Source organism: Roseobacter ponti, assembly GCF_012932215.1.
GTDB classification, from domain to species: domain Bacteria; phylum Pseudomonadota; class Alphaproteobacteria; order Rhodobacterales; family Rhodobacteraceae; genus Roseobacter; species Roseobacter ponti.
Genome location: NZ_CP048788.1, coordinates 2,131,716 through 2,154,340, shown reverse-complemented (window position 1 = coordinate 2,154,340; position 22,625 = coordinate 2,131,716). Strand labels below are relative to the sequence as shown.

At 61.6% G+C, this 22,625-nt stretch carries 29 protein-coding genes; 23 read left to right on the top strand and 6 right to left on the bottom strand.

The genetic code is table 11. The annotated features are described in order from the left end of the window. Window positions 1–76: 76 nt before the first annotated feature. On the bottom strand, window positions 77–1,258 hold the full coding sequence (locus tag G3256_RS10345; protein WP_169640743.1) for an acetate/propionate family kinase: 1,182 nt from the start codon (window positions 1,256–1,258) through the stop codon (window positions 77–79). 249 nt (window positions 1,259–1,507) lie between these two features. On the opposite strand from G3256_RS10345, the gene tig reads away from it, so the two are divergent. Next, window positions 1,508–2,839: a trigger factor gene (gene tig, locus G3256_RS10340; RefSeq protein ID WP_169640742.1), complete on the top strand. Its 1,332-nt coding sequence runs from the start codon at window positions 1,508–1,510 to the stop codon at window positions 2,837–2,839. Between the two features lie 218 nt (window positions 2,840–3,057). Continuing rightward, window positions 3,058–3,696, top strand: a complete 639-nt coding sequence (locus tag G3256_RS10335; RefSeq protein WP_169640741.1) for a hypothetical protein — start codon at window positions 3,058–3,060, stop codon at window positions 3,694–3,696. A 45-nt stretch (window positions 3,697–3,741) separates the two neighbouring features. On the opposite strand, the gene G3256_RS10330 is transcribed toward G3256_RS10335, so the two are convergent. From G3256_RS10330 to rpsF, 4 genes are all read right to left on the bottom strand, one after another. Then, entirely contained in the window at window positions 3,742–4,224 is a 483-nt protein-coding gene (locus G3256_RS10330) for a lytic transglycosylase domain-containing protein (protein ID WP_169640740.1), read from the bottom strand. A gap of 174 nt (window positions 4,225–4,398) precedes the next feature. Continuing rightward, window positions 4,399–5,058 carry a 50S ribosomal protein L9 gene (gene rplI / locus G3256_RS10325; protein WP_169640739.1) on the bottom strand — a complete coding sequence of 220 codons (660 nt, stop codon included), beginning with the start codon at window positions 5,056–5,058 and terminating at the stop codon, window positions 4,399–4,401. 10 nt (window positions 5,059–5,068) lie between these two features. Next, window positions 5,069–5,296, bottom strand: a complete 228-nt coding sequence (rpsR, locus tag G3256_RS10320) for a 30S ribosomal protein S18 (protein ID WP_011569173.1) — start codon at window positions 5,294–5,296, stop codon at window positions 5,069–5,071. 26 nt (window positions 5,297–5,322) lie between these two features. Beyond that, a complete protein-coding gene (gene rpsF / locus G3256_RS10315; protein WP_169640738.1) occupies window positions 5,323–5,676 on the bottom strand; it encodes a 30S ribosomal protein S6 in 354 nt (117 codons plus the stop codon). Window positions 5,677–5,942: 266 nt separating this feature from the next. On the opposite strand from rpsF, the gene G3256_RS10310 reads away from it, so the two are divergent. Both G3256_RS10310 and G3256_RS10305 read left to right on the top strand, forming a co-directional pair. Then, window positions 5,943–6,431 carry a hypothetical protein gene (locus G3256_RS10310; protein ID WP_169640737.1) on the top strand — a complete coding sequence of 163 codons (489 nt, stop codon included), beginning with the start codon at window positions 5,943–5,945 and terminating at the stop codon, window positions 6,429–6,431. Window positions 6,432–6,580: 149 nt separating this feature from the next. After that, entirely contained in the window at window positions 6,581–7,162 is a 582-nt protein-coding gene (locus tag G3256_RS10305) for a YceI family protein (protein ID WP_169640736.1), read from the top strand. A gap of 221 nt (window positions 7,163–7,383) precedes the next feature. On the opposite strand, the gene G3256_RS10300 is transcribed toward G3256_RS10305, so the two are convergent. Then, window positions 7,384–8,583 (bottom strand): cytochrome b/b6 domain-containing protein, encoded by a 1,200-nt coding sequence (locus G3256_RS10300; RefSeq protein ID WP_169640735.1) that lies wholly within the window; start codon window positions 8,581–8,583, stop codon window positions 7,384–7,386. A 195-nt stretch (window positions 8,584–8,778) separates the two neighbouring features. Here G3256_RS10300 and fabD point away from each other — a divergent pair, with 195 nt between their 5' ends. From fabD to G3256_RS10205, 19 genes are all read left to right on the top strand, one after another. Beyond that, window positions 8,779–9,711, top strand: a complete 933-nt coding sequence (gene fabD / locus G3256_RS10295) for an ACP S-malonyltransferase (protein ID WP_169640734.1) — start codon at window positions 8,779–8,781, stop codon at window positions 9,709–9,711. Between the two features lie 15 nt (window positions 9,712–9,726). Beyond that, on the top strand, window positions 9,727–10,464 hold the full coding sequence (fabG, locus tag G3256_RS10290) for a 3-oxoacyl-ACP reductase FabG (RefSeq protein ID WP_169640733.1): 738 nt from the start codon (window positions 9,727–9,729) through the stop codon (window positions 10,462–10,464). A 258-nt stretch (window positions 10,465–10,722) separates the two neighbouring features. Further along, entirely contained in the window at window positions 10,723–10,956 is a 234-nt protein-coding gene (locus G3256_RS10285) for an acyl carrier protein (protein ID WP_005982462.1), read from the top strand. 169 nt (window positions 10,957–11,125) lie between these two features. Beyond that, complete coding sequence (locus tag G3256_RS10280) at window positions 11,126–11,659, top strand: GNAT family N-acetyltransferase (RefSeq protein ID WP_169640732.1); 534 nt, start codon at window positions 11,126–11,128, stop codon at window positions 11,657–11,659. 89 nt (window positions 11,660–11,748) lie between these two features. After that, complete coding sequence (gene fabF, locus G3256_RS10275) at window positions 11,749–13,008, top strand: beta-ketoacyl-ACP synthase II (protein WP_169640731.1); 1,260 nt, start codon at window positions 11,749–11,751, stop codon at window positions 13,006–13,008. Continuing rightward, complete coding sequence (gene mltG, locus G3256_RS10270; RefSeq protein WP_169640730.1) at window positions 13,008–14,168, top strand: endolytic transglycosylase MltG; 1,161 nt, start codon at window positions 13,008–13,010, stop codon at window positions 14,166–14,168. Before fabF ends, mltG begins: the two co-directional genes overlap by 1 nt. Before the next feature lie 307 nt (window positions 14,169–14,475). Further along, entirely contained in the window at window positions 14,476–14,820 is a 345-nt protein-coding gene (locus G3256_RS10265) for a hypothetical protein (RefSeq protein ID WP_169640729.1), read from the top strand. Continuing rightward, window positions 14,756–16,099, top strand: a complete 1,344-nt coding sequence (locus tag G3256_RS10260) for a DNA-packaging protein (protein ID WP_425501472.1) — start codon at window positions 14,756–14,758, stop codon at window positions 16,097–16,099. Before G3256_RS10265 ends, G3256_RS10260 begins: the two co-directional genes overlap by 65 nt. Before the next feature lie 160 nt (window positions 16,100–16,259). Further along, window positions 16,260–17,438, top strand: a complete 1,179-nt coding sequence (locus G3256_RS10255) for a phage portal protein (protein ID WP_169640728.1) — start codon at window positions 16,260–16,262, stop codon at window positions 17,436–17,438. Next, complete coding sequence (locus G3256_RS10250) at window positions 17,431–17,652, top strand: GTA head formation protein, RCAP_rcc01685 family (protein ID WP_169640727.1); 222 nt, start codon at window positions 17,431–17,433, stop codon at window positions 17,650–17,652. The genes G3256_RS10255 and G3256_RS10250 overlap by 8 nt, the downstream gene beginning before the upstream one ends. Window positions 17,653–17,690: 38 nt before the next feature. After that, window positions 17,691–18,248, top strand: a complete 558-nt coding sequence (locus tag G3256_RS10245) for an HK97 family phage prohead protease (protein ID WP_169640726.1) — start codon at window positions 17,691–17,693, stop codon at window positions 18,246–18,248. A gap of 61 nt (window positions 18,249–18,309) precedes the next feature. Continuing rightward, a complete protein-coding gene (locus G3256_RS10240) occupies window positions 18,310–19,488 on the top strand; it encodes a phage major capsid protein (RefSeq protein ID WP_169640725.1) in 1,179 nt (392 codons plus the stop codon). A 166-nt stretch (window positions 19,489–19,654) separates the two neighbouring features. Beyond that, window positions 19,655–20,254 (top strand): head-tail connector protein, encoded by a 600-nt coding sequence (locus tag G3256_RS10235; RefSeq protein ID WP_169640724.1) that lies wholly within the window; start codon window positions 19,655–19,657, stop codon window positions 20,252–20,254. After that, complete coding sequence (locus G3256_RS10230) at window positions 20,251–20,589, top strand: head-tail adaptor protein (protein ID WP_169640723.1); 339 nt, start codon at window positions 20,251–20,253, stop codon at window positions 20,587–20,589. The genes G3256_RS10235 and G3256_RS10230 overlap by 4 nt, the downstream gene beginning before the upstream one ends. Then, entirely contained in the window at window positions 20,586–20,996 is a 411-nt protein-coding gene (locus G3256_RS10225; RefSeq protein WP_169640722.1) for a DUF3168 domain-containing protein, read from the top strand. Before G3256_RS10230 ends, G3256_RS10225 begins: the two co-directional genes overlap by 4 nt. A gap of 30 nt (window positions 20,997–21,026) precedes the next feature. Beyond that, a complete protein-coding gene (locus tag G3256_RS10220) occupies window positions 21,027–21,440 on the top strand; it encodes a phage major tail protein, TP901-1 family (protein ID WP_169640721.1) in 414 nt (137 codons plus the stop codon). A gap of 2 nt (window positions 21,441–21,442) precedes the next feature. Beyond that, window positions 21,443–21,760 carry a gene transfer agent family protein gene (locus G3256_RS10215; RefSeq protein ID WP_169640720.1) on the top strand — a complete coding sequence of 106 codons (318 nt, stop codon included), beginning with the start codon at window positions 21,443–21,445 and terminating at the stop codon, window positions 21,758–21,760. After that, window positions 21,757–21,966 (top strand): rcc01693 family protein, encoded by a 210-nt coding sequence (locus G3256_RS10210; protein ID WP_169640719.1) that lies wholly within the window; start codon window positions 21,757–21,759, stop codon window positions 21,964–21,966. The genes G3256_RS10215 and G3256_RS10210 overlap by 4 nt, the downstream gene beginning before the upstream one ends. Further along, complete coding sequence (locus G3256_RS10205; protein ID WP_169640718.1) at window positions 21,956–22,615, top strand: phage tail tape measure protein; 660 nt, start codon at window positions 21,956–21,958, stop codon at window positions 22,613–22,615. The genes G3256_RS10210 and G3256_RS10205 overlap by 11 nt, the downstream gene beginning before the upstream one ends. The last annotated feature ends 10 nt before the right edge of the window (window positions 22,616–22,625 follow it).

Here is a 22,625-nt window from a genome sequence, read left to right as displayed (position 1 = left end):
ATCGTACCCCACGTCAGGCCGGTTCCCGGACAGCACCACGACAGGCACCCGTAATCCGGGCCCTGGTCTGCTGGTGTTATCTCAGTAAAGCCAGTGTCTGCTGCGCAATGATCAGCTCTTCATCGGTGGGGATCACATAAAGCCCGACGCTGCTCCGGCTGGCGGAGATTTTCACTGCGCTGGCATCGTTTGCCGACTGGTCAAGTTCCGCTCCGAGCCAGCCAAGCCGTGCGGCGATGCGCGCCCGCAGCGCCGGTGCGTTCTCCCCGATGCCTGCGGTGAAAACGACCCCGTCCAGCCCTTCGAGCGCTGCCGCCAGCATGCCGGCATGCAGCGCACAGCGGTGTACGAAATGATCAATCGCAAAGCCCGCCCGGCGATCGTTGCTCTCCAGCAGGTCCCGCATATCGCCGGAGATGCCCGACAGCCCTCTGAGCCCGGACCCGTGATAGAGAAGCTCGGTGACATCATCCACGGTCATGCCCTCGTGACTGATCAGCCAGAGCACGATACCCGGATCAAGCTGCCCTGGCCGGGTGCCCATGGGTATCCCGTCGAGCGCCGTAAATCCCATGGTGCTGTCGATACTGCGGCCGGCTTTCAGCGCGCACATGGACGCGCCACTGCCCAGATGGGCCACGATGACGCGGCCACCGGCGATCTCCGGTGCCACCTCCGGAAGCCGCTGCGCGATATACTCGTAGGACAGCCCGTGAAAACCGTAGCGGCAAACGCCCTGGTCGTAATATTCCGGCGGCAGCGCATAACAATCCGCATGCACCGGCTGGCCGCGGTGAAAGGCGGTGTCGAAACAGGCGACCTGCGGCAGATCGGGCGCCACTTCCATCGCCAGCCGGATCGGCGCGAGGTTATTGGGCTGGTGCAGCGGCGCCAGTTCCTGATATCGCGCGAGCTTTTCCAGGGTCGGCAGATCCATCAGAACCGGCGCTGTGAAGTCCGGACCGCCATGCACCACGCGATGACCCACGGCGCTGAGATGAATGTCGTCAAGCGCACTGATCCGGTCAGACAGAATGGCAATTGCCGCGGGCAGATCGGGTACTGCATCGGCGGGCCATGACCGCTCTGCCAGAACCCTGCCGTCACCATCGCGCACCCGCAGCGCGGGCCGGGTTCCGATGCCGTCGATCTGACCCTTCTGGTGACAGACGAGCCCGTCGCCCGTGATGTGATAGACCTGAAACTTGAGGCTGGAAGAGCCTGCGTTAATGACAAGGATGGCCTCTGCGCGGGGCATATGACGATCTCCCCTGAGCGGATGCGGAACGAGGGCGGCTGGGAAGACTGTCGCGGCTTTGAACGAATTTGCAAGAGTATCCGTGGCCGGCCCCGGCTTTTTGCGGGTTTAAGCGGGCCTTTGGCGTCCCCGGACGGGCCCTGCGCGACAATGCGGCAAAGGCCCCTTGCGCGTCGGCGCGGGGACACATAGAAGAGCGGAAATTTCCGACAACGCGCCCTCCGGCGCGCCTTATTCTATGGAGCAAACATGCAGGTCACTGAGACGCTGAACGACGGTCTGAAACGCGGCTACGCCATTACGGTTACGGCCTCTGAGCTTGAGGCCAAAGTCAACGAGAAACTGGCCGAGGCCCAGCCCGAGGTCGAGATGAAGGGCTTCCGCAAAGGCAAGGTGCCGATGGCGCTGCTGAAAAAGCAGTTTGGCCAGAAGGTCATGGGCGAGGCGATGCAGGAAAGCATCGATGGCGCGATGAACGAACACTTTGAAGCGTCAGGTGACCGGCCTGCGATGCAGCCCGAAGTCAAAATGACCAATGAAGACTGGAAAGAGGGCGACGACGTCGAGGTATCGATGTCCTATGAGGCGCTGCCCGAGATCCCCGAGCTCGACTTTTCCAAAATCAAGCTGGAGAAAATGGTCGCCAAAGCCGGGGATGAGGCAATCGATGAAGCCCTCGCGAACCTTGCCGAAACCGCCCAGGACTTCAAAGCCCGCAAAAAAGGCGCCAAGGCCAAAGACGGCGACCAGGTCGTGATGGATTTCGTCGGCCGCGTCGATGGCGAGGCTTTTGACGGTGGCGCTGCTGAGGACTATCCGCTGACGCTGGGCTCCAACTCCTTCATTCCTGGTTTTGAGGAGCAGCTTGTGGGTGTGAAAGCGGGTGAGGAAAAGGCCGTGACAGTCTCGTTCCCCGAAGACTACCAGGCCGAAAACCTCAAAGGCAAAGAAGCCGTTTTCGACTGCACCATCAAAGAAGTGAAAGAGCCCGTCGCCGCAGAGATCAATGACGAGCTGGCCACGAAGTTTGGTGCCGAGGATCTGGCAGCACTCAAGGCGCAGATCGCCGAGCGCCTGGAAGCCGAGTACGCCGGTGCCGCGCGCGCCGTGATGAAACGCTCGCTGCTCGACGAACTGGACAAAATGGTCGATTTCGACCTGCCGCCCTCGCTGGTCGATGCCGAGGCCGGTCAGATCGCGCACCAGCTCTGGCACGAAGAAAACCCGGAAGTGGAAGGCCACGACCACCCGGATATCGAAGCCACCGACGAGCACAAAAAGCTGGCCACGCGCCGGGTCCGTCTGGGCCTGCTGCTGGCCGATATCGGTCAGAAGGCCGAAGTGCAGGTCACCGATGCCGAGATGACGCAGGCGATTATGAACCAGGCGCGTCAGTATCCTGGCCAGGAGCGCCAGTTCTTTGAGTTCGTGCAGCAGAACCAGCAGATGCAGCAGCAGATGCGTGCGCCGCTGTTTGAAGATAAGGTCGTCGACCATGTTTTTGAAAATGCGAAGGTTTCTGAAAAAGAAGTCTCCAAGGACGATCTGCAGAAAGCTGTGGAAGCGCTCGAAGACGAATAACTCTGCGACACCGCAGGACATAAGGGCCGCTCCGCATCGGGGGCGGCCTTTTTTATGCGCCTCTGGCGGACGCAGTACATGGGGCAGACCTGCGCGCAGTTGTGCTTAATTTTTTGACGTCAGCCTTTGATGCGGGACAAACGCGCCGTAGCTTGACAGGGTATCTCTCTGAGCTGATGCTATATGCATCCGGAAAAATTGTCCCTCGGAGGCGCGTTATGTCTGGTTTCACTTCTGTCATGAGCGCACTGGCGCTGGGGTTGGCGGTCGCTTTCATGCCCGCACCGGCGCAGGCCGCGGAAATTGACCCCACCGACATGCGCGGGTTGCGCGATCTGGGGGCAGGGCCGTTTCTGCTTGATTTTTCTGCGGTCAAAGGTGGCACCGAGGATCGAACGATAGCGCATTTCGATATTACCGGCGTCGGGGCCTTTGCCTCCGCCCGGCTTTCCCTGAGCCTGCTGAACCTGGACAGTTTTGACGGCACCCTCGACATTCTGAGTTTTGCCGGCGACGGGCTTGTGAGCGCGGATGAGTGGGATGCCGGAAGCTATCAGGGCACAATCACCGGGATCGGCGGGTCGCTCACCACACAGACTTTCGACATCACGTCTCTGCTGCAGACCGCAGTGGCAGACGGGCAACCCTGGCTGAGTTTGAACCTGCTCAATGCGCCGGCGTCGGGGCGCTTTTTCCTCGGCCACACCATCGACGGGTCGTTCGGCACGATCTCTTCGGCGGGGCGCACTTTTATCGATCTTACGCCCGTGCCTTTGCCTGCGGGGGCTCTTCTGCTGATCAGCGGGCCGGGCATGTTGCTCGCACTCAGACGCCGGAAGGCCCGCGCCCGACACTGAGGCCGACACGCACACATCAGGCCCCGACGGGCTGCGCAGCAGGGTTCAGGACGCGCCGGGACGCAGGCCGGTTTCCACCAGCATATTCTGTCGCTTGGCTTCGTAATAATACCCGCGCGCATACCATTTGATGGCGTCATCGTGATCGCCGTCCGACAGCATATATGCGCCTTTGAGATAGCGCAGCGCATATTTCAGATTGGTTTCCGCATCCAGCAGATCGCGCGGCTCACCGTCAAAGCCCATGGTGCGGGCGGTCGCGGGCAGGATCTGCAGCAGACCATAATAGGGGCCGTTGCGCGCTCCGGGGCGGTGGGTGCTCTCGCGGATCGCGAGCCGATGCACGAGCTCCGGGGGCAGATCATAAAGCTCCGAGTAGTCGTTGATCAGGACCCGCAGCTCTTCGGTCTCATTGGGATAAAGCGGGGGCTGGGGCGCATCGGGGGCTTCTGTGGCGGTGCCGGCACAGGCGCTCAGCATCAGGGCGGCCATCAGACCGGCCAGGGATCGGCGGGATGAAAAGGACATGGGGCTGTCTTTACAGTTGTTTCTCTGAAACGCCTGTCGCACAGGATGCGCATTTCGCCCAGACGCTGCAGTTTTCATGCGCGCTTTACTGCCAGGGTCTGAGCGGGTTTCTGCGCAAAGAAAAACGCCGCGCAGCAGGCTGCACGGCGTTTTCGTTTTTTCAGATCGGAAGACTCAGCCGCGACCGGCGGTGTCTTCCTGATCGCCGGAGGCTTCGCCTGCCGCATCAGCGGTTTCTGTTTCAACACCTGCAGCTTCGGCCAGGTCGTCGTCTTCGGAGGCCGCGGCACCGATATCGTCAAAGAGTTCCTGGATTTCGAAGTCCGCCGCGGCTTCTTCTTCTGCGGCCAGTTCCTGAATGGACTTACCGGCGGCCTGAAGTTCGGCCTCTTCGGGCGAACGAGCGACGTTCAGCTCGATGGTTGCATCGACTTCGGGGTGCAGCACGATCTGAACCGGGTGAATGCCCAGTTCTTTAATCGGTGACAGCACAACCTGTTTGCGATCGACCGAGAATCCAGCTTCGGTTGCAACATCGGCCGCATCGCGGGTTGTCACAGAACCGTAAAGCGCGCCGGAATCGGACGCAGAGCGAATCACGATGAACTGCTGTCCGTCGATTTTCTCCGCGAGGCTTTCGGCCTCTTTCTTAGTTTCCAGATTGCGCGCCTCAAGCTGCGCTTTCTGACCTTCAAAGGCTGCGATGTTGGCTTTCGACGCCGACAGCGCCTTGCCCTGCGGCAGCAGGAAGTTACGGGCGAACCCGGGTTTCACATCGACGACTTCGCCCATCTGGCCAAGTTTTGCGACGCGTTCGAGAAGGATAACCTGCATGATGTTCTCCTTACTTCACAGCGTAGGGCAGCAGGGCAAGAAAGCGGGCGCGTTTGATGGCGCGCGCAAGTTCGCGCTGCTTTTTTGCGGAGACTGCGGTGATACGGGAAGGCACGATCTTGCCACGCTCAGAGATGTAGCGCTGCAGCAGACGGGTGTCCTTGTAGTCGATCTTCGGTGCGTTGTCGCCCGAGAAGGGGCAGACCTTGCGACGACGGAAAAATGGTTTAGAGGCCATGGGTTATGTCCTTTTCTTCAGGCTGATCAACGACGCTCACGGCGGTCGCCGCGCTCGTCACGTTTCTGCATCTGCACGGAGGGCAGTTCGGCGTGTTCATCGACCTTAATGGTCAGAACCCGCATCACATCGTCGTGCAGGCGCATCAGGCGCTCCATTTCCTGGACGGCCGGAGCGGGTGCGTCCGAGCGCAGAAAGGCATAGTGGCCCTTGCGGTTTTTGTTGATCTTATAAGCCATCGTTTTGACGCCCCAGTATTCGTGATCCACGAGAGATCCGCCGTTGTCCGAGAGAACGGCGCCGAAATGTTCGATCAGCCCTTCGGCCTGTGTGTTAGACAGGTCCTGACGTGCGATCATAACATGCTCATATAGCGGCATGTGACTTCCTCATTTATATCAGAGCGCATTTCAAAGGCGGGGCGTTGATCCTTCTGCTGCCCCGACACGAGAGACTGCGCGGTTAATTCGTCGTACAGAAGGAAGCGCCGATATACACGCTCTGGCGCAGCGCGCAAGCCTCTGTGCTGTCGGCGGATCCTTGCCGGATGCCCGTCATACGCCATTCAGTGGCCGCCAAGCCGTCTTATTTCCGTCCTTTTTCAGGATTTTAACCTTTCCTTAACCACGATCGGGAGGATGAAGGTATGTCCGTTACGCTCAGTTCAGTGAATTTTCAGACCATCGCGCCGCAGCCGGTACGCGCGGTGGACGGTGGCCGGATGATCATCCGCTCGCTGATGGGCCTCGCTGGTGCAGCCCTGATGATGACAGCCGTTGGTCTGTGGATCGCACCCGGGGCGAGCTGGAGCCACGATCTGATCCTGATGAAACTTTTGCTGTCGGCGGTAAGCGGTATGGCGGGGATCGCGATGTTGCAGGGGGTTGTCCGCCCCGGCGCTCCGAAGGTCGAGATAGACACCATACGCCATGAGATCCGGCTGGTGCGCATGCAGGGGCGGGATCGCTGGGTGCTGGACCGCTGCGCTTTTGCGGATCTGACACGGGTCGAAAACTCGGGCACGCATGTACAGCTCTGGGGCAAGAACGAAACACTGCTGGCCGAAGTGGCCGCCGCGGACCGTGTCGCGCACCGCAGCCTCGTCACCGCATTGCGGGTGGCGGGCAAGCTCTGAAGAGCCCCCTTCACAGCCCGCCCGCGCGGACGAGCAACGGGGGCGCCTGCCTGTTCGTTTACGCGCACGTTCTGTTGATCGCTGGATAATTGTCTTCTTTGCGGGATGGCCCATTTTAAGGGAACACATCCAACCTTGGAGGCCAGACAATGAAACCCATCGCTTTTGCCGCAGCCCTCGCTGCTGCCACAGTCACCGCCGGCAGCGCGTTTGCCGACGCGGAGAAATATGTTCTCGACGCCAGCCACAGCCAGGTGCTCTTCAGCTACAATCACCTCGGTTTTTCGACAACCTACGGCATGTTCTCGGGCTTTGAAGGCGAGATCATGTTTGATCAGGAAGACCCTGCAGCATCGTCAGTCACCGTATCCATGCCCGTTATGAGCATGTTCACAGGCTGGGAAAAGCGTGAGGGGCACTTCATGTCGGACGACTTTTTCGGCGCTGAAGAAGGTGACATGGTGACTTTCACCTCGACCGGTATCGAAGTGACCGGTGAGGACACAGCCAAAATCACCGGCGATCTGACCATGAATGACATCACCAAATCCGTGGTGCTCGATGCTGTGCTGAACAAAACCGGCGATCATCCGCAGGCGGGTAAGCCCTGGGCTGGTTTTGACGCGACGACAACGCTTCTGCGGTCTGACTTTGAGGTAGGCGCCTTTGCCCCCTTCGTCAGCGATGAGGTCGAAGTGATGATTTCTCTGGAAGCCATGAAAGCTGAGTAATCTGCCGGGCAATCTGCCTGATCTGAATGCAAAAGCCGCGCAGTTTCTGCGCGGCTTTTATTCTTTTGCCCTGGCCCTGCGGGCGGTTGCGCCCCGGGCACGGAGTGCGTTTGGCCGGCAGGCGCGGTCCGGGTTGGCAGGCGGGCAGGAAAGCGGCGCGGGGTTGATGTTCTGACTTTCAGAAGCTCTTTCAACGGAAACGAGGGCGCGCCCCTTGCGCGTCAGGTCGCTTCACGCGCTGTCAGCGACACCGTGACGCCCACAGAAAACCCCAGCGAGCTTTCGTCTTTCTGACCGTCGCCGATGTTGTAATCGCGCCGGTCAAGCGTCGTGCTGCCCTGCATGACAGCGGTGCCATCGGTGATATCAAGTGTGAAGGGAAGCTGCACCGGCACGGCGTTATCGCGAATGGTCACCGTGCCATCGGCCAGATAACCCTCAGGGCCTGCTATGATATCGGCAGTAAAGCTGGCCGTCGGAAAGCTTTCGGCGTCAAAGAAATCCGCGCCCATCGCCTGAGATGTGACCGACCCCAGCGTGAGTGAGCCGATGGAGATCGTCACATCGACCGAGCCTGCGGGCCCCTGGGTGACGGTTTCGTCAAAGCTGATGGCAGCGGTCCAGTCGGCAAAGGAGCCGGTCACTTCCGAGCCGAGCTGTGTGACGGTGATCGACAGGGTGCCATCCTGCACAGCCCAGTCAGACTGCACATCCTCAAGCGCTGCCGCCTGCACGGTCGCGCCGTGTTTTTCATAAAGCCCCAGAACGGATCCTGTTCCCAGCGCGCCGGCCCAGATGACGACAGCGGCGATCAGCGGCATGGCAATGTGATGGGTGCCCTGCAGATCCGGGACCGCCGGCCGTCCGGGCAGCATACGGCGCAGGGTGCTGTCCCGGTCGATGAAGTGGTGTTTCAGAGCGCCCGCGATATGCAGCAGCACAGAAAAGGCCAGCACCCGCTCAAATACGATGTGCAGCCCGGCAGTGACTGCCGCCAGCCTCTCTGATTCGGGCATAAGTGGCAGGTTCTGCCCCAGCGGCCACCAGATCGGCGCAAACCCCTCGGTCGCGGCATGGTGAATCCAGCCGGTGAGCGGCACCAGCAGCAGCGAGCCGTAAAGCAGCCAGTGCACGGTTTCGGCGGCCAGGCTTTCCAGTTTGCGGTCAGGGTGCAGCAGTCCCGGTTTGGGCTGGCTCAGCGCCCAGGCGATACGCGCAAGCGCCACAAAGAACACCGTGACCCCCAGCGTTTTGTGCAACGAGAAATACCAGGCCTTGCGGGCCAGCTCTTCTGAGGTGTCATACGGCAGATCGTTTGCAAAGATGCCCAGAGGGATAAGCGTCAGGATCAGCAGTGCCGTCAGCCAGTGAAACATCTTGGTCACAGCGCCATAATGGCGGGCGGTATTGGAAAGGGGCATCCGGCAGGTCCTGACTGATCGGTAACGGTCTTCAAACAGAGTAACCGCCCGGAGCAGGGCGGCAAGGGTGTCCCGCGCACATTGATTGCGCAGAAACGCGGGCAGGACGGGCGGGGCCGTCGGGCAGGCGCAGAGTTGCTCATGGCTGCCGGTCAGGCTAAGCCGGGGGCACGACAGAATAACAGGGGGGGTTATATGAGCATTGCATTCGTCTTTCCGGGCCAGGGAGCGCAGACCATCGGCATGGGTCAGGCACTGGCCGCAGAATGGCCGGCGGCACAGGCGGTCTTTGATGAGGTCGACGACGCGCTGGGGGAAAAGCTCAGTGATCTGATCCGCGAGGGCGATATCGAAACGCTCACGCTCACGGAAAATGCTCAGCCTGCGCTGATGGCGACCTCCATTGCGGCACTGCGGGCGCTGGAAGCGGAAGGGATCGGGCTCGACCGGGTCTCATATGTGGCGGGCCATTCGCTGGGGGAATATTCAGCGCTGGCCGCGGCGGGCACGTTTTCGGTGGCTGATGCGGCCCGGCTTTTGCGGACGCGCGGGCGGGCGATGCAAAAGGCCGTGCCGGTCGGGCAGGGGGCGATGGCGGCGGTTCTGGGGCTTGATTTTGATACGGTGACGGAGATCGCCGCGAAGGCCGCAGAAGGGCAGGTCTGTCAGGTTGCGAATGAGAACGACCCTGCACAGAATGTTGTCTCGGGCGATAAGGAGGCGGTAGAACGCGCCACGGTACTGGCCAAAGAGGCCGGCGCAAAGCGCGCGCTGTTGCTGCCCGTGTCCGCGCCCTTTCACTGTGCGCTGATGGCGCCGGCGGCAGAGGTGATGGCCGGTGCCCTGCAGGAGGTGCAGATGACGGCACCAAAGGTCCCGCTTGTGGCTAATGTGCTGGCCGAAGCCGTGACAGACCCCGCACAGATCCGCGATCTGCTGATCCGCCAGGTGACAGGGCAGGTGCGCTGGAAAACCTCAGTGGAGTGGATGGCAGCACAGGGCGTCACATCCTTCTGGGAGATCGGCGCCGGCAAAGCCCTGAGCGGTATGATCCGGCGCATCGCAAAAGAAGCGGAGACGCGCAGCATAGGCGCGCCTGATGACATCAAAGCGGCCCTCGAGGCCTGAGGAGGAGAGTAGTTTATGTTTGATCTGACGGGGAAGAACGCGCTGGTGACGGGCGCATCGGGAGGCATCGGGGCCGAGATCGCGCGCGTGCTGCACGGGGCCGGCGCGACGGTTGGACTGTCTGGCACCCGAACGGAGCCGCTGGAGGCGCTCGCCGCCGAGCTTGGCGAGCGCGCCCACGTGCTGCCCTGTAACCTCGGGGACAGTGAGGCCGTGAACGCTTTGCCGAAAGAGGCCGCAGAAGCGATGGGATCGGTGGACATTCTGGTGAACAACGCCGGCATCACCCGCGACAACCTCTTTATGCGCATGTCGGATGAAGAATGGCAGTCAGTGCTGGATGTGAACCTGACGGCGACCTTCCGCCTGTGCAAAGGCGTGATGCGCGGCATGATGAAAGCGCGCTGGGGCCGGATCGTGAATATCTCGTCCGTTGTGGGGGCCACCGGCAACCCGGGCCAGGCCAATTACGCAGCCTCCAAAGCAGGCATGGTCGGCATGTCGAAAAGCCTCGCCTATGAGGTGGCGAGCCGGGGCATCACGGTCAATGCCGTGGCTCCGGGATTTATCGAAACAGCGATGACCGACAAACTGACGGACGACCAGAAAGCCGGGATCATGGGGCAGATTCCGGCTGGCAGGATGGGCACACCTGACGAAATCGCGTCGGCGGTGCTCTTTCTTGCGAGCGCAGAAGCTGCTTATGTGACCGGTACCACCTTGCATGTAAACGGTGGGATGGCCATGTTATAGGCCAGTTCCGGGGTGCTTCCGGGAGGAGCGCACAATCGTGTTTGCCATCCCTGCCGCTTGTGCTAGAGGGAGCGCAGACCGGAACAGGCGGGCCGAAAGGGCCGCATACCGCCCGGTACCGGACAGTGGTCTCACTGCGCAGGTCCGGAAAAAGAGCCGCCCCTTTTGGGGCAAACGCGTGATCATCCGGGCCCTGTCCGGACCGCTGCGCAACCAAAGGGGGCCTGAGACACTGGCCCGAAAGAATGAGGGATTACTATGAGCGACGTCGCAGATCGCGTTAAGAAAATCGTTGTCGAGCACCTGGGTGTTGAAGAGGACAAAGTTACCGAAAACGCGTCGTTCATCGACGATCTCGGTGCGGACAGCCTCGACACAGTTGAACTGGTCATGGCATTCGAAGAAGAGTTCGGTATCGAAATCCCCGATGATGCGGCCGAAACAATCCAGACATTCGGTGATGCAGTTAAATTCATCTCTGAAGCTTCCTGATCCCGGACAGGGCTTTTGCCCGGTCTGTGTAAAGTTCCGGCGCCTTTCCCCGCGGAGAGGCGCCTTTTTTATGCAAAGACGCTTCAGGGGGTTGAACTGATGCGCCTGGTTACGCAATGATTCCGCTCAGAGAGCGTAAAGCTCCGCTTTAAGATCTGAGGCCAGTAACATGTCGCGTACGATACCCACCATCAATACGCAGCGTCTGACCCTGCGCGGCATGCGCGCGGAGGATTTCCGGCGCTTTGCCGAAATCTGGTCGATGCCCGAAGTTGTCGAATACATCGACGCCGAGCCATGGCCACGCAGCAAGGCCTGGGCGGCGTTTCTGCGGCATGCCGGGCACTGGCAGATCACCGGATTCGGACAATGGGCCATCCATCGCCACCGGGAAGCGGAGATGTCCGGTCAGGTCGGGTTTTTCTATGCCAAACGCGATCTGGGTGAGGATTTCGATGATTTCCCTGAAGCCGGGTGGGTTCTGGCGCCCGAAGAGCATGGAAAAGGGTACGGGATTGAGGCGGTGAAAGCAGCACATGACTGGTTTGACCGTGTGGTAACAGGGCGGCTGGTCTGCATGATCGCACCCGAAAATGAACGCTCTCTGACGATCGCAGGAAAAATGGGGTATGTTGCACTGCGCGATGCGGTGCATGACGGTGACCCGGTAAAACTGCTGGCGCGCAAAGGGCCGCCGCAGTGAGAGGCGCACCGGGGCGGCATGTCTTGTGCTCTTGCACAGAATAAGGTGCTCACTGTATGGGGGAGCAGCAAACTGAGAGGGGTATGGCGATGCGCAGAGTAGTTATCACGGGCCTGGGCCTGGTGACACCTTTGGCAGACGGCGTGGAGGAAAGCTGGTCGCGCATTCTGGACGGGCAGTCCGGCGCGGGACCGATCACCGGGTTTGACCCGTCAAAGCTGGTCACGCAATACGCCTGCGAAGTGCCCCTTGGCGACGGCAGTGACGGCACATTCGATGCCGGCAAATACATGGAGCCCAAAGAGCAGCGTAAGGTCGATACCTTTATCCTTTTTGGCATGGCCGCCGCACAGCAGGCCGTTGAGGATGCAGGCTGGCAGCCTGAGGACACTGAAAGCCTCGAGCGGACCGGCGTGCTGATCGGCTCAGGGATCGGCGGGCTCAACTCAATCGCTAATACCGCCATCATGATGGCTGAAAAGGGGCCGCGGCGCGTGTCGCCATTCTTTGTGCCCGGCGCTCTGATCAACCTGATCTCGGGGCAGGTCAGCATCCGCTATGGTTTTAAGGGCCCGAACCACTCGGTCGTGACGGCCTGTTCCACCGGCGCGCATGCCATCGGCGACGCAAGCCGGCTTATTCAGCATGGCGATGCGGATGTGATGATCGCAGGAGGGGCCGAGGCCGCGATCTGTGAGATCGGGATCGCGGGCTTCAATGCCTGCAAAGCACTGAGCACCAAACGCGGCGATGATCCGCAAAAGGCCAGTCGCCCCTATGACGCGGACCGCGACGGGTTCGTAATGGGCGAGGGTGCGGGCATTGTGGTTCTGGAGGAATATGAGCACGCCAAAGCGCGCGGCGCGAAGATCTATGCCGAAGTGCTGGGCTATGGCCTCTCAGGCGACGCTTATCACATCACCGCACCGTCCGAGGACGGTGAAGGCGGAGAACGGTCCATGCGCAACGCGCTGCGCAATGCAGGGCTGAAGCCCGCAGATGTGGATTATATCAACGCGCACGGAACATCGACAATGGCGGATACGATTGAGCTTGGCGCTGTTGAGCGGCTGATGGGCGATCACGCGGGCAATGTAACGATGTCCTCGACAAAATCCGCGACCGGGCATCTGCTGGGTGCTGCCGGTGCCATTGAGGCGATCTTTTCCATCCTGGCGATCCGCGATCAGGTGGCCCCGCCGACCATTAATCTGGACAACCCGGCGGTGGAGACACTGATCGATCTTGCGCCCAACGCCAGACGGGAGCGCAAAATTGACGTGGCGCTGTCGAACTCCTTTGGCTTTGGCGGCACCAATGCGAGCGTTGTTTTCGGGAAAGTCAGCTGATGTGGCGACATATCGCGTCTAATGCAGTGACAGCGCTGATTGTGCTGCTGTTTCTGGCCGGCGGGCTGATCCTCTGGGGGCAGCGGCAGTATATCGGCCCCGGACCGCTCACTGAGGCGATCTGCCTGCAGGTGGAGCGTGGCACGAACATGCGCCGCGTGAGCGCGGACCTCGAAGAACAGGGGGCCGTGGGATCGGCTGCGATTTTCCGTATGGGGGCTGATTACGCCGACAAAGCCTCAGAGCTTAAAGCCGGCAGTTACCTTGTCGTACCCGGTGCGTCGATGGAAGAGATCGTAGGGCTCGTGACCCGGGGCGGTGCCAGCACCTGCGGCACGGAAGTGGTCTACCGCGTGGGTGTGAGCCGCGTCGGTGTGCAACTGCGCGAGCTTGATCCCGAAACCGGACGGTTTGAGGAAATGGCCGAATTTAATCCGACCGAGGACGAAACGCCTGATATCTATACGGACCGGAAGGCCAAAGCCGGCACACGGTTCCGCGTGGCCCTGGCCGAGGGCGTGACCAGCTGGCAGGTCGTTGAAAGTCTCAAAGCGATGGATGTGCTGGAGGGCGATGTTGAGTTTCTGCCCGAAGAAGGATCCCTGGCCCCTGACAGTTATGAGGTGCGCCCCGGCGATGCCCGTGCCGATGTGATCGCGCGCATGCAGGCCGCACAGGAAACACGGATCGCCGACGCATGGGCCGCGCGCAGCCCTGAGCTGCCCATTGAGACGCCCGAAGAGCTGTTGGTCCTGGCCTCAATCATCGAAAAGGAAACCGGCGTGCCCGAAGAGCGCGGCCAGGTTGCCAGTGTTTTTGTGAACCGCCTGAACCGCGGCATGCGCCTGCAGACCGACCCGACGGTGATCTATGGTGTCACCGAGGGGCGCGGGACGCTGGGGCGCGGCCTGCGCCAGAGTGAGCTGCGCAGGGAGACGCCCTGGAACACCTATGTGATTGACGGGCTGCCGCCCACCCCGATTGCCAACCCGGGCACGGCGAGCCTTGAGGCTGCGGCGCAGCCTCCTGAGACGCCGTTCGTGTTCTTTGTGGCCGACGGCACAGGCGGGCACGCATTTGCCGAAACGCTTGATGAGCATAACCGAAACGTCGCTGCCTGGCGCGAGATCGAAGCTGAACGCCGCCAGCAGAGCCAGTAAACGGGCGACGAACTGCGCGGCCGGGTGGATCGGACAGGGCGCACCCATTGCCGTTGTAAATCAGGGAAATCCACTGCTGAACTGCTTATGGGCGACGGTCAAAGACCCGTTCGTTTAGGAATTCGTTAACCCCACCGTACGGTCAACCGTTTGACTTGACGTGGTTTTTTCTTGACTCTGCGCGCGGTCTCCCGTATAACTTGTGACATGCTAGAAGAAGTGGGCAAACGACCCCGGGGAGTACCCGACGGGTCGTTTTTTCGTTTCTCTCGTGCGGAGACGACGCGCATGAGAGGTAGAAACCTGAATGACTTTACTGACCCAAGAGCACGTAGCGTCGCAATCCGAAGATCTTCTGAATTCGGTAATCGGATCCATTAAAGACCTGCGCAAGGAAATCGAGGACCTCAAAGAAAAGGTCAGCGCAGGGGAAGGTCTGGATACGACAAAAGACAGCAGAACAGTGGCCTCCGCGAGAGCGCTGCTGAAAACCTGCCAGGAAGTGGAGAACCGCCTTGTCGAATGCCGTAGCAAATCCAGTGGTATTGCCCGGGGGGGGTACGCCCTCGATCTCGAAAAAGCGAGGCTTGAGATCGGGTGCAAGCTGGATCGGCTCCGCTGCACGCGAGGTGCAGGACAGCTTTCTGAATGAACTCAGCGAGGGAGAGCTTCTGGCTCTCCCTTACCTCTTTGAATTCTGGGCGATGGAGCATCAGCTTCCGCCCGACGGCGACTGGCGGTCATGGGTGATCATGGGCGGCCGGGGTGCCGGCAAAACGCGTGCGGGTGCCGAATGGGTGCGCGCGCAGGTCGAGGGTGCCTTACCGCTCGACGAGGGCCGGTCGCGCCGTGTGGCGCTGGTGGGGGAGACCATCGACCAGGTCCGCGAAGTGATGATTTTCGGCGACAGCGGGATACTCGCCTGCTCACCGCCCGACCGCAGACCCGTGTGGGAAGCCGGACGCAGGCGTCTGGTCTGGCCAAATGGTGCGGTTGCGACAGTACACTCAGCATACGACCCCGAAGGGTTGCGCGGACCACAGTTCGACGCGGCCTGGGTCGATGAGCTGGCAAAATGGAAAAAAGCAGAAGCGACCTGGGACATGCTTCAGTTTGCGCTGCGGCTGGGGGACGATCCGCGGGTCTGTGTGACGACCACCCCGCGCAACGTGGGCGTGTTGAAAGATCTGCTGAAATCACCATCGACCGTGGTGACCCAGGCGCCGACGGAGGCCAATGCGGCCAATCTCGCTGCATCCTTTCTGGAGGAGGTGCGCGCACGCTACAAAGGCACGCGGCTTGGCCGGCAGGAGCTGGACGGGATCCTTCTGGAGGATGCTGAAGGCGCGCTCTGGACCACGAAAGGTATTGAGGCCTGCCGCATCCGGGAGGCGCCGGAGCTTGACCGGATCGTCGTAGCGCTTGATCCCGCAACCACCAGCGGATCAGCGTCCGACGAATGCGGGATCGTTGTGGCCGGTGTCTCAATGCAGGGTAATCCGCAGGACTGGCGGGCCGTCGTTCTGGACGACTGCACAATCAGCGGTGCGAGCCCGTCGGCCTGGGCTGAGGCGGCGATACAGGCGATGGAGAAATACGGTGCGGACCGGCTGGTCGCTGAAGTGAACCAGGGCGGGCAGATGGTCGCGGAAGTGCTGCGCCAGGTGGATCCGATGGTACCTTTTAAGGGCGTTCATGCGAGCCGGGGCAAAGCTGCACGGGCTGAACCGGTGGCGGCACTCTATGAGCAGGGACGGGTGAAACACGTGCCCGGGCTGGATGCGCTGGAAGATCAGATGTGCCGCATGACGGTGCGTGGATTTGAGGGGCGCGGATCGCCCGACCGCGTGGATGCGCTCGTCTGGGCGCTGCACGCGCTGATGATCGAACCGGTTGCGCAGTGGCGTGCGCCACGGGTGCGTGCGCTCTGAGCCGGTTGGCGGGCATCCGGGCGGGTGTGACGGCGAAACTGAATTCACGGAAATAATCAGCCGGCGGGAACATATCCCGGTCCGGGACAGGGTGCACCGGTATGCGGTCGCAGCCGGCAGGTGTCTGCGCGGCACTGACACACACATGAGGAGCAACAAAATGGTTTTCGACTTTCTGAGGCGACAGGGTCCTGTCGAAGCGCCGGGCCAGAAGGCAAGCGCCACAGGGCCGGTGGTGGCCTATCAGACTTCGGGCCGCGTGGCCTGGAGCCCGCGGGATACGGTTTCGCTGACCCGGACCGGGTTTGCCGGAAATCCGGTCGGTTTCCGGTCCGTAAAGCTGATTGCTGAGGCCGCAGCGGCGCTGCCGCTGGTGCTGCAGGACCGCGAACAACGCTTTGAAACACATCCGGTGCTTTCGCTGGTTGAGAGTCCCAATCCGATGCAGGGACGGGCCGAACTGCTTGAGGCGCTTTATGCGCAGCTGCTGCTGACCGGCAACGGTTACGTGGAGGCGGTGGCCTCGGAAACCGGGGAGCCTGCTGAGCTGCATGTTCTGCGGTCTGACCGCATGAGTGTGGTGCCGGGGTCTGATGGCTGGCCGGTTGCCTATGAGTACGCGGTGGGCGGGCGCAGGCACCGGTTTGACGCGTCGGGCACGGCTGTGCCGGTCTGTCATATCCGCAGCTTCCATCCACAGGATGATCATTACGGCTTCAGCCCGATGCAGGCGGCCGCCATGGCGCTTGATGTGCACAATTCAGCGAGCCGCTGGTCGAAAGCGCTGCTCGACAATGCTGCGCGGCCTTCGGGCGCGATTGTCTATCGCAGTGCTGAAGGGCAGGGCACGATGAGCACGGACCAGTACGACCGCCTCGTCAGTGAAATGGAAAGCCATCATCAGGGCGCGCGTAACGCCGGGCGACCTATGCTGCTCGAGGGCGGGCTCGACTGGAAACCGATGGGGTTTTCGCCGTCCGACATGGAATTTCAGAAGACCAAGGAAGCCGCCGCCCGTGAGATTGCTCTGGCCTTTGGTGTACCGCCGATGCTGCTGGGCATCCAGGGCGATGCGACCTATGCCAACTATCAGGAAGCGCATCGGGCGTTCTATCGCCTGACCGTGTTGCCGCTTGCCACACGTGTGACCGCGGCCCTGACCAAATGGATCGCAGGGCACACTGGTGAGCCGCTGATGCTGAAACCCGATCTCGATCAGGTGCCGGCGCTTGCCACAGAGCGCGACGCGCAGTGGAACCGGGTCGCAGGCGCTGATTTCCTGACCCAGGCCGAAAAGCGGGCCCTGCTGGGCCTTCCGGCGGTGAGTTCTGATGAGTGAGCCGGGTCTTGAGCGGTTTGAATGCGCGCCCGGCCTGCGGTTGCAGGCCCATGAACGCGTCGCCGAAATCCAGCATATTCATCTTCTGCGCCGACTCGACCGGGTGGAAGAAATGATGGAACGGCTCGAAAGACGCCTCTGGCTCACCGTCTACGGGATCGTGGCGATGATCTTGGGCCAGGGGCTTCAGTCCATCATCGCAGCCGTGCCGTGAGCCCGGAGAAGAGCACAGACACTTCAAGGAGAATTCTGATGGAATATGACACCAGGCTGGAGCACAAATTCGCCCGCTTCAGCGATACGCTGGAAGTTGAGGACGGCAGCGTCATCAGCGGTTATGCGAGCCTGTTCGGCGCTGTCGATCAGGGCAACGATATTGTGGCGCAGGGCGCCTATGCGACATCGCTGAAAGCGCTGTCTGAGCGCGGCGCGCGGGTGAAAATGCTCTGGCAGCATGACCCCGCACAACCGATCGGCATCTGGGACGAGGTGCGCGAGGATGCGCGCGGTCTCTGGGTCAAAGGTCGTCTGCTGGTCAGCGTGGAGAAAGGCCGTGAGGCGGCAGCACTGATCAGTGCGGGCGCGCTCGATGGTCTCTCGATCGGATACCGCACCCGCAAAGCCACAAAAAATTCCGGAGGCCAGCGCCTCCTGACCGAACTGGAGCTCTGGGAGGTGTCGCTGGTGACCTTTCCCATGCTGCCCAGTGCACGGGTCGCTGCCAAATCGGACGACACCGATCCGGATGCGGGCCTGCGTGAACTGGCCGCCGCCTTTGCGGGCGCGCGCGCTGATCTGGCGCGCCGCTGACGCGCAGCAGTCGAAACGGCCGCGTCCCGCGGCCAGACCCAACACATTGAGGAAACTGCCAATGAGCAAGACCGACGCACAGGCGGCGGGTGGCACAGCTATGTCCCCCGCTGAGGATGTCAGACAGGCCGTTACAGGCTTTGTGAATGACTTCAAGAGCTTCCAATCTGAAATTGACACCAAACTTCAACAAACAGAAGAGCGACTGACCATGCTGGACCGTAAATCAACCTTTTCCCAACGCACACCTCTGGGCGCCGCCGTTGACGCGGGCGCACCGCATCAGAAGGCGTTCAACAGCTATCTGCGCACCGGAGACGACGACGGGCTGCGCGGCCTTGAAATGGACGTGAAGTCCCTATCAACGGCTGTGAATTCCGATGGCGGATACCTTGTCGATCCGCAGACGTCGGATACCGTGAAATCGGTACTGAACTCCACCGCATCGATCCGCTCGATTGCCGCAGTCGTAAATGTCGAGGCCACGTCCTTTGACGTGCTTGTCGATCACACTGACGTGGGCGCAGGCTGGGCCACGGAGACTTCCGACACGATAGAGACGGATACACCCCAGGTGGACCGTATCACCATCCCGCTGCATGAGCTGAGCGCACTGCCCAAGGCCTCGCAGCGACTGCTCGATGACAGCGCGTTTGACATCGAAAGCTGGCTCGCAGGCCGCATCGCGGACAAGTTTGCCCGGGCTGAAGCCGCAGCCTTTATCAACGGCAACGGTGTGGACAAGCCGCGCGGTCTGCTGAACCATGCCTCGGTCGACAATGACGTCTGGACCTGGGGCAATCTCGGCTATGTGCCCACGGGCGACAACGGCAATGTCACGGCCGAATCTGTGGTCGATCTGGTTTATGCACTGGGTGCGCAGTACCGCGCCAATGCGACCTTTGTAATGAATTCAAAGACCGCCGGCCTGGTCCGCAAGCTCAAAGATAATGACGGCCGTTTCCTCTGGGCTGATGGTCTGGCGGCGGCTGAACCTGCACGCCTGCTGGGTTATCCGGTGCTGATCGCAGAAGACATGCCCGATGCGACCACGGATGCCACTGCAATCGCATTCGGTGATTTCGCAGCGGGTTACACCGTCGCGGAACGCCCCGATCTGCGGGTGCTGCGTGATCCCTTCAGCGCCAAGCCGCATGTGCTCTTTTATGCCACCAAACGGATCGGTGGTGATGTCAGCGACTTTGCCGCGATCAAGCTCCTGAAATTCGCCACAGCCTGAAATCAGGTGTGACGATACCGGAACCGGTGCCTTCGGGCGCTCGGTTCCGGGCCGGGCGCGTGCCGGTGTCGTCTGTGTTGTCTAGCTGCTCCCCTCCGACCGAGCAATGCAGGCAGGCGCGCGTCCGGTTCCTGCGACCGGGGAGAAAAGACTTTGGAGAATTTCCATGATGTTGATCGAAGAGACGACTGTGCCCGATGCGGCGCTGCCCGTCGATGACCTGAAAGCACATCTGCGTCTGGGGACCGGCTTTGGCGAGGACACCACGCAGGATGAGGTACTGAGCGGATTTCTGCGTGCGGCCGTTTCGGCCATTGAGGCGCGTACCGGCAAGATCCTGATCACCCGCAGTTTCAGCTGGACCCTGTCGTTCTGGCGGGACCGTGACGGTCAGGGCCTGCCCGTGGCTCCGGTGACAGCCCTCACACGCTTTGCGCTCGTGAACGCAGAGGGCGAGGCCAGAGACGTCGATGCCGCAGCCTGGTGGCTCGAACGCGACAGCCTGAACCCGCGGTTGCGGGCACGCGGTGCGGCACTGCCGGTCATTCCGCATAACGGCACTGCGCAGATCGAATTTGACGCAGGGTTCGGGGCTTCCTGGACAGATGTGCCGGCGGATCTGCAGCAGGCCGTGAAGATGCTGGCCGCGCATTACTACGAATACCGCCATGACACCTCGCTCAGCGATGGTTGCATGCCCTTTGGCGTGACCAGTCTGATCCAGCGCTACAAGGTGATGCGTCTCGGCGCCGGGAGCCGGAGATGAGCGTCCCGCGTCTGAACCGCCGGCTGGTGCTCGAAGAACCGCAGCGCCTGAGCGACGGAGCGGGTGGTTTCAGCACGCAGTGGCACGCACTTGGTACGCTCTGGGCGGATGTCACTGCGCGCACCGGGCGCGAGACCGCGCAGTCGGGCGCACCGGTGTCGGCGATGAGCTACCGCATTATCGTCCGCGGCGCCCCCTGGGGAAACGCCGCGCGGCCAAAGCCGGAGCAGCGCTTCCGGGAGGGCGCGCGCATTTTTCTGATCCAGGCCGTTGCCGAAGAAGACGCGGAAGGTCGTTTCATCACCTGTTTTGCCCGGGAGGAGACCGCAGTATGAGCTATGCAATGTCAGGCGCGCTGCAGGCGGCCATATACGGGGCGCTCACCGCAGACCCGGCGCTCTCAGCGCTCGTGGGGGCCGACATCTACGACGCCGTACCGACCGGCACGGTGCCCGATACCTATGTCAGTCTTGGCCGGGAAAGCGCCCGGGATGCCTCGGATCAGACCGGGGCAGGTGCGGTGCACACAATCGAAATATCAGTGATCACCACACAACCGGGCTTTGCCGGCGCGAAAAAGATCGCCGGCGCCGTGTCCGATGTGCTGCATGACGCCGATCTGACACTGGAGCGCGGCCGGCTGATCTTTCTGCATTTCACTCAGGCGCGTGCGCAGCGGATCGACGCTGCCGCAGGACGCGAGATCCGGCTCCGGTTCCGGGCGCGCGTCTCCGACGAATAACCCAATTCAACATCATCGAGGAGAGATCCCATGGGAGCTCAGAACGGAAAAGATCTTCTGATCAAGGTCGATATGGCGGCGGACGGGCAGTACACGACACTGGCCGGCCTGCGCGCGACCCGGGTCAGTTTCAACGCAGAGACAATCGACGTGACCAGTCTGGAAAGCCAGAACGGGTGGCGCGAGCTTTTGTCAGGTGCCGGCGTGCGTTCGGTCGCGGTCAGTGGTTCGGGTGTGTTCCGCGACAATGCAACCGACGAACGCGCCCGGCAGCTCTTCTTTGACGGAGAAGCGCCCGGTTTCCAGATTGTGATCCCGGATTTCGGCATTGTCGAGGGGCCGTTCCAGGTCACGGCCATCGAATACGGCGGCAGCTTTAACGGCGAGGCCACCTATGAGCTTTCGCTTGCCAGCGCCGGCAACCTGACGTTCACGGCGATCTGATCATGGCAAATCCCTGGAGGGGCGATGTGTCGCTTGAGATTGACGGCGAGACCCATGTGATGCGCCTGACGCTCGGAGCCCTTGCCGGTCTGGAAGCGGAACTGGGCACAGGCTCGCTCGTGGGTCTGGTGCAGCGCTTTGAGAGCAGCGAATTCAGCAGCGCGGATGTGCTGGCCCTTTTGAACGCAGGGCTGCAGGGCGGGCGCTGCGACGTGGACGGGGGTGCACTTTTGCACGCTGAGATCGGGGGCGGGCCGATGGCCGCCGCGCGGGCTGCAGCCGAGCTTCTGGCGCGCGCGTTCGTGACGCCGGGCGCATGACCGGGCTCGACTGGTCCGCGCTTCTGCGGGCAGGGGTTCAGGGGCTTGGCCTGAAACCAGCCGAGTTCTGGGACCTGACGCCCGCTGAGCTTCAGCTGATGCTGGGCGACAGGGGTACGACGGGGCCGCTGCTCAGTGATGGTCTGGAGGCCCTGATGCAGACCTGGCCGGATGACTTAAAAGAGGATCACAGCGATGACGGATGAAAACGGCTTTGAAGAACTGGAACAGCGCGCAGAGGGGCTGAACGACACTCTGGGGCAGACCAGTACGCTGGTCACCGGTTTTGACGCAGAACTGCAGCGGATGAAAACCTCCCTGCAGGCCACGGGCCGTGATGTGGCCGAGCTGGAACGGGGCCTCAGCCGTGGTCTGAAAAAGGCTTTTGACGGCGTGATCTTTGATGGTGTGAGCCTGTCGGACGCCCTCGATACCGTCGCAAACAGCATGATTAACGCCACCTACAACGCCGCCGTGCGCCCGGTGACCAATCAGCTTGGCGGACTGCTGGCGCAGGGCGTGAGCGGGCTGGTCAACAATGTACTGCCCTTTGCGGATGGCGCACCTGTGGCGCAGGGCCGTGTCATGCCTTTTGCCACCGGCGGTATCGTCAGCGGTGCGACACCCTTCGGCATGCGCGGCGGGATGGGGATCATGGGTGAGGCGGGCCCCGAGGCCATCATGCCGCTTGCCCGTGGGCCGGACGGCAAACTCGGGGTGCGCGGGGCTGGCGGTGGCGGACAGACCATCGTCATGAACATCACCACCCCTGACGTCCAGGGGTTCCGCCGGAGTCAGGGGCAGATCGCCGCACAGATGACACGCGCGCTCGGGCGCGGGCAACGTAATCGCTGAAAGGTAAGGG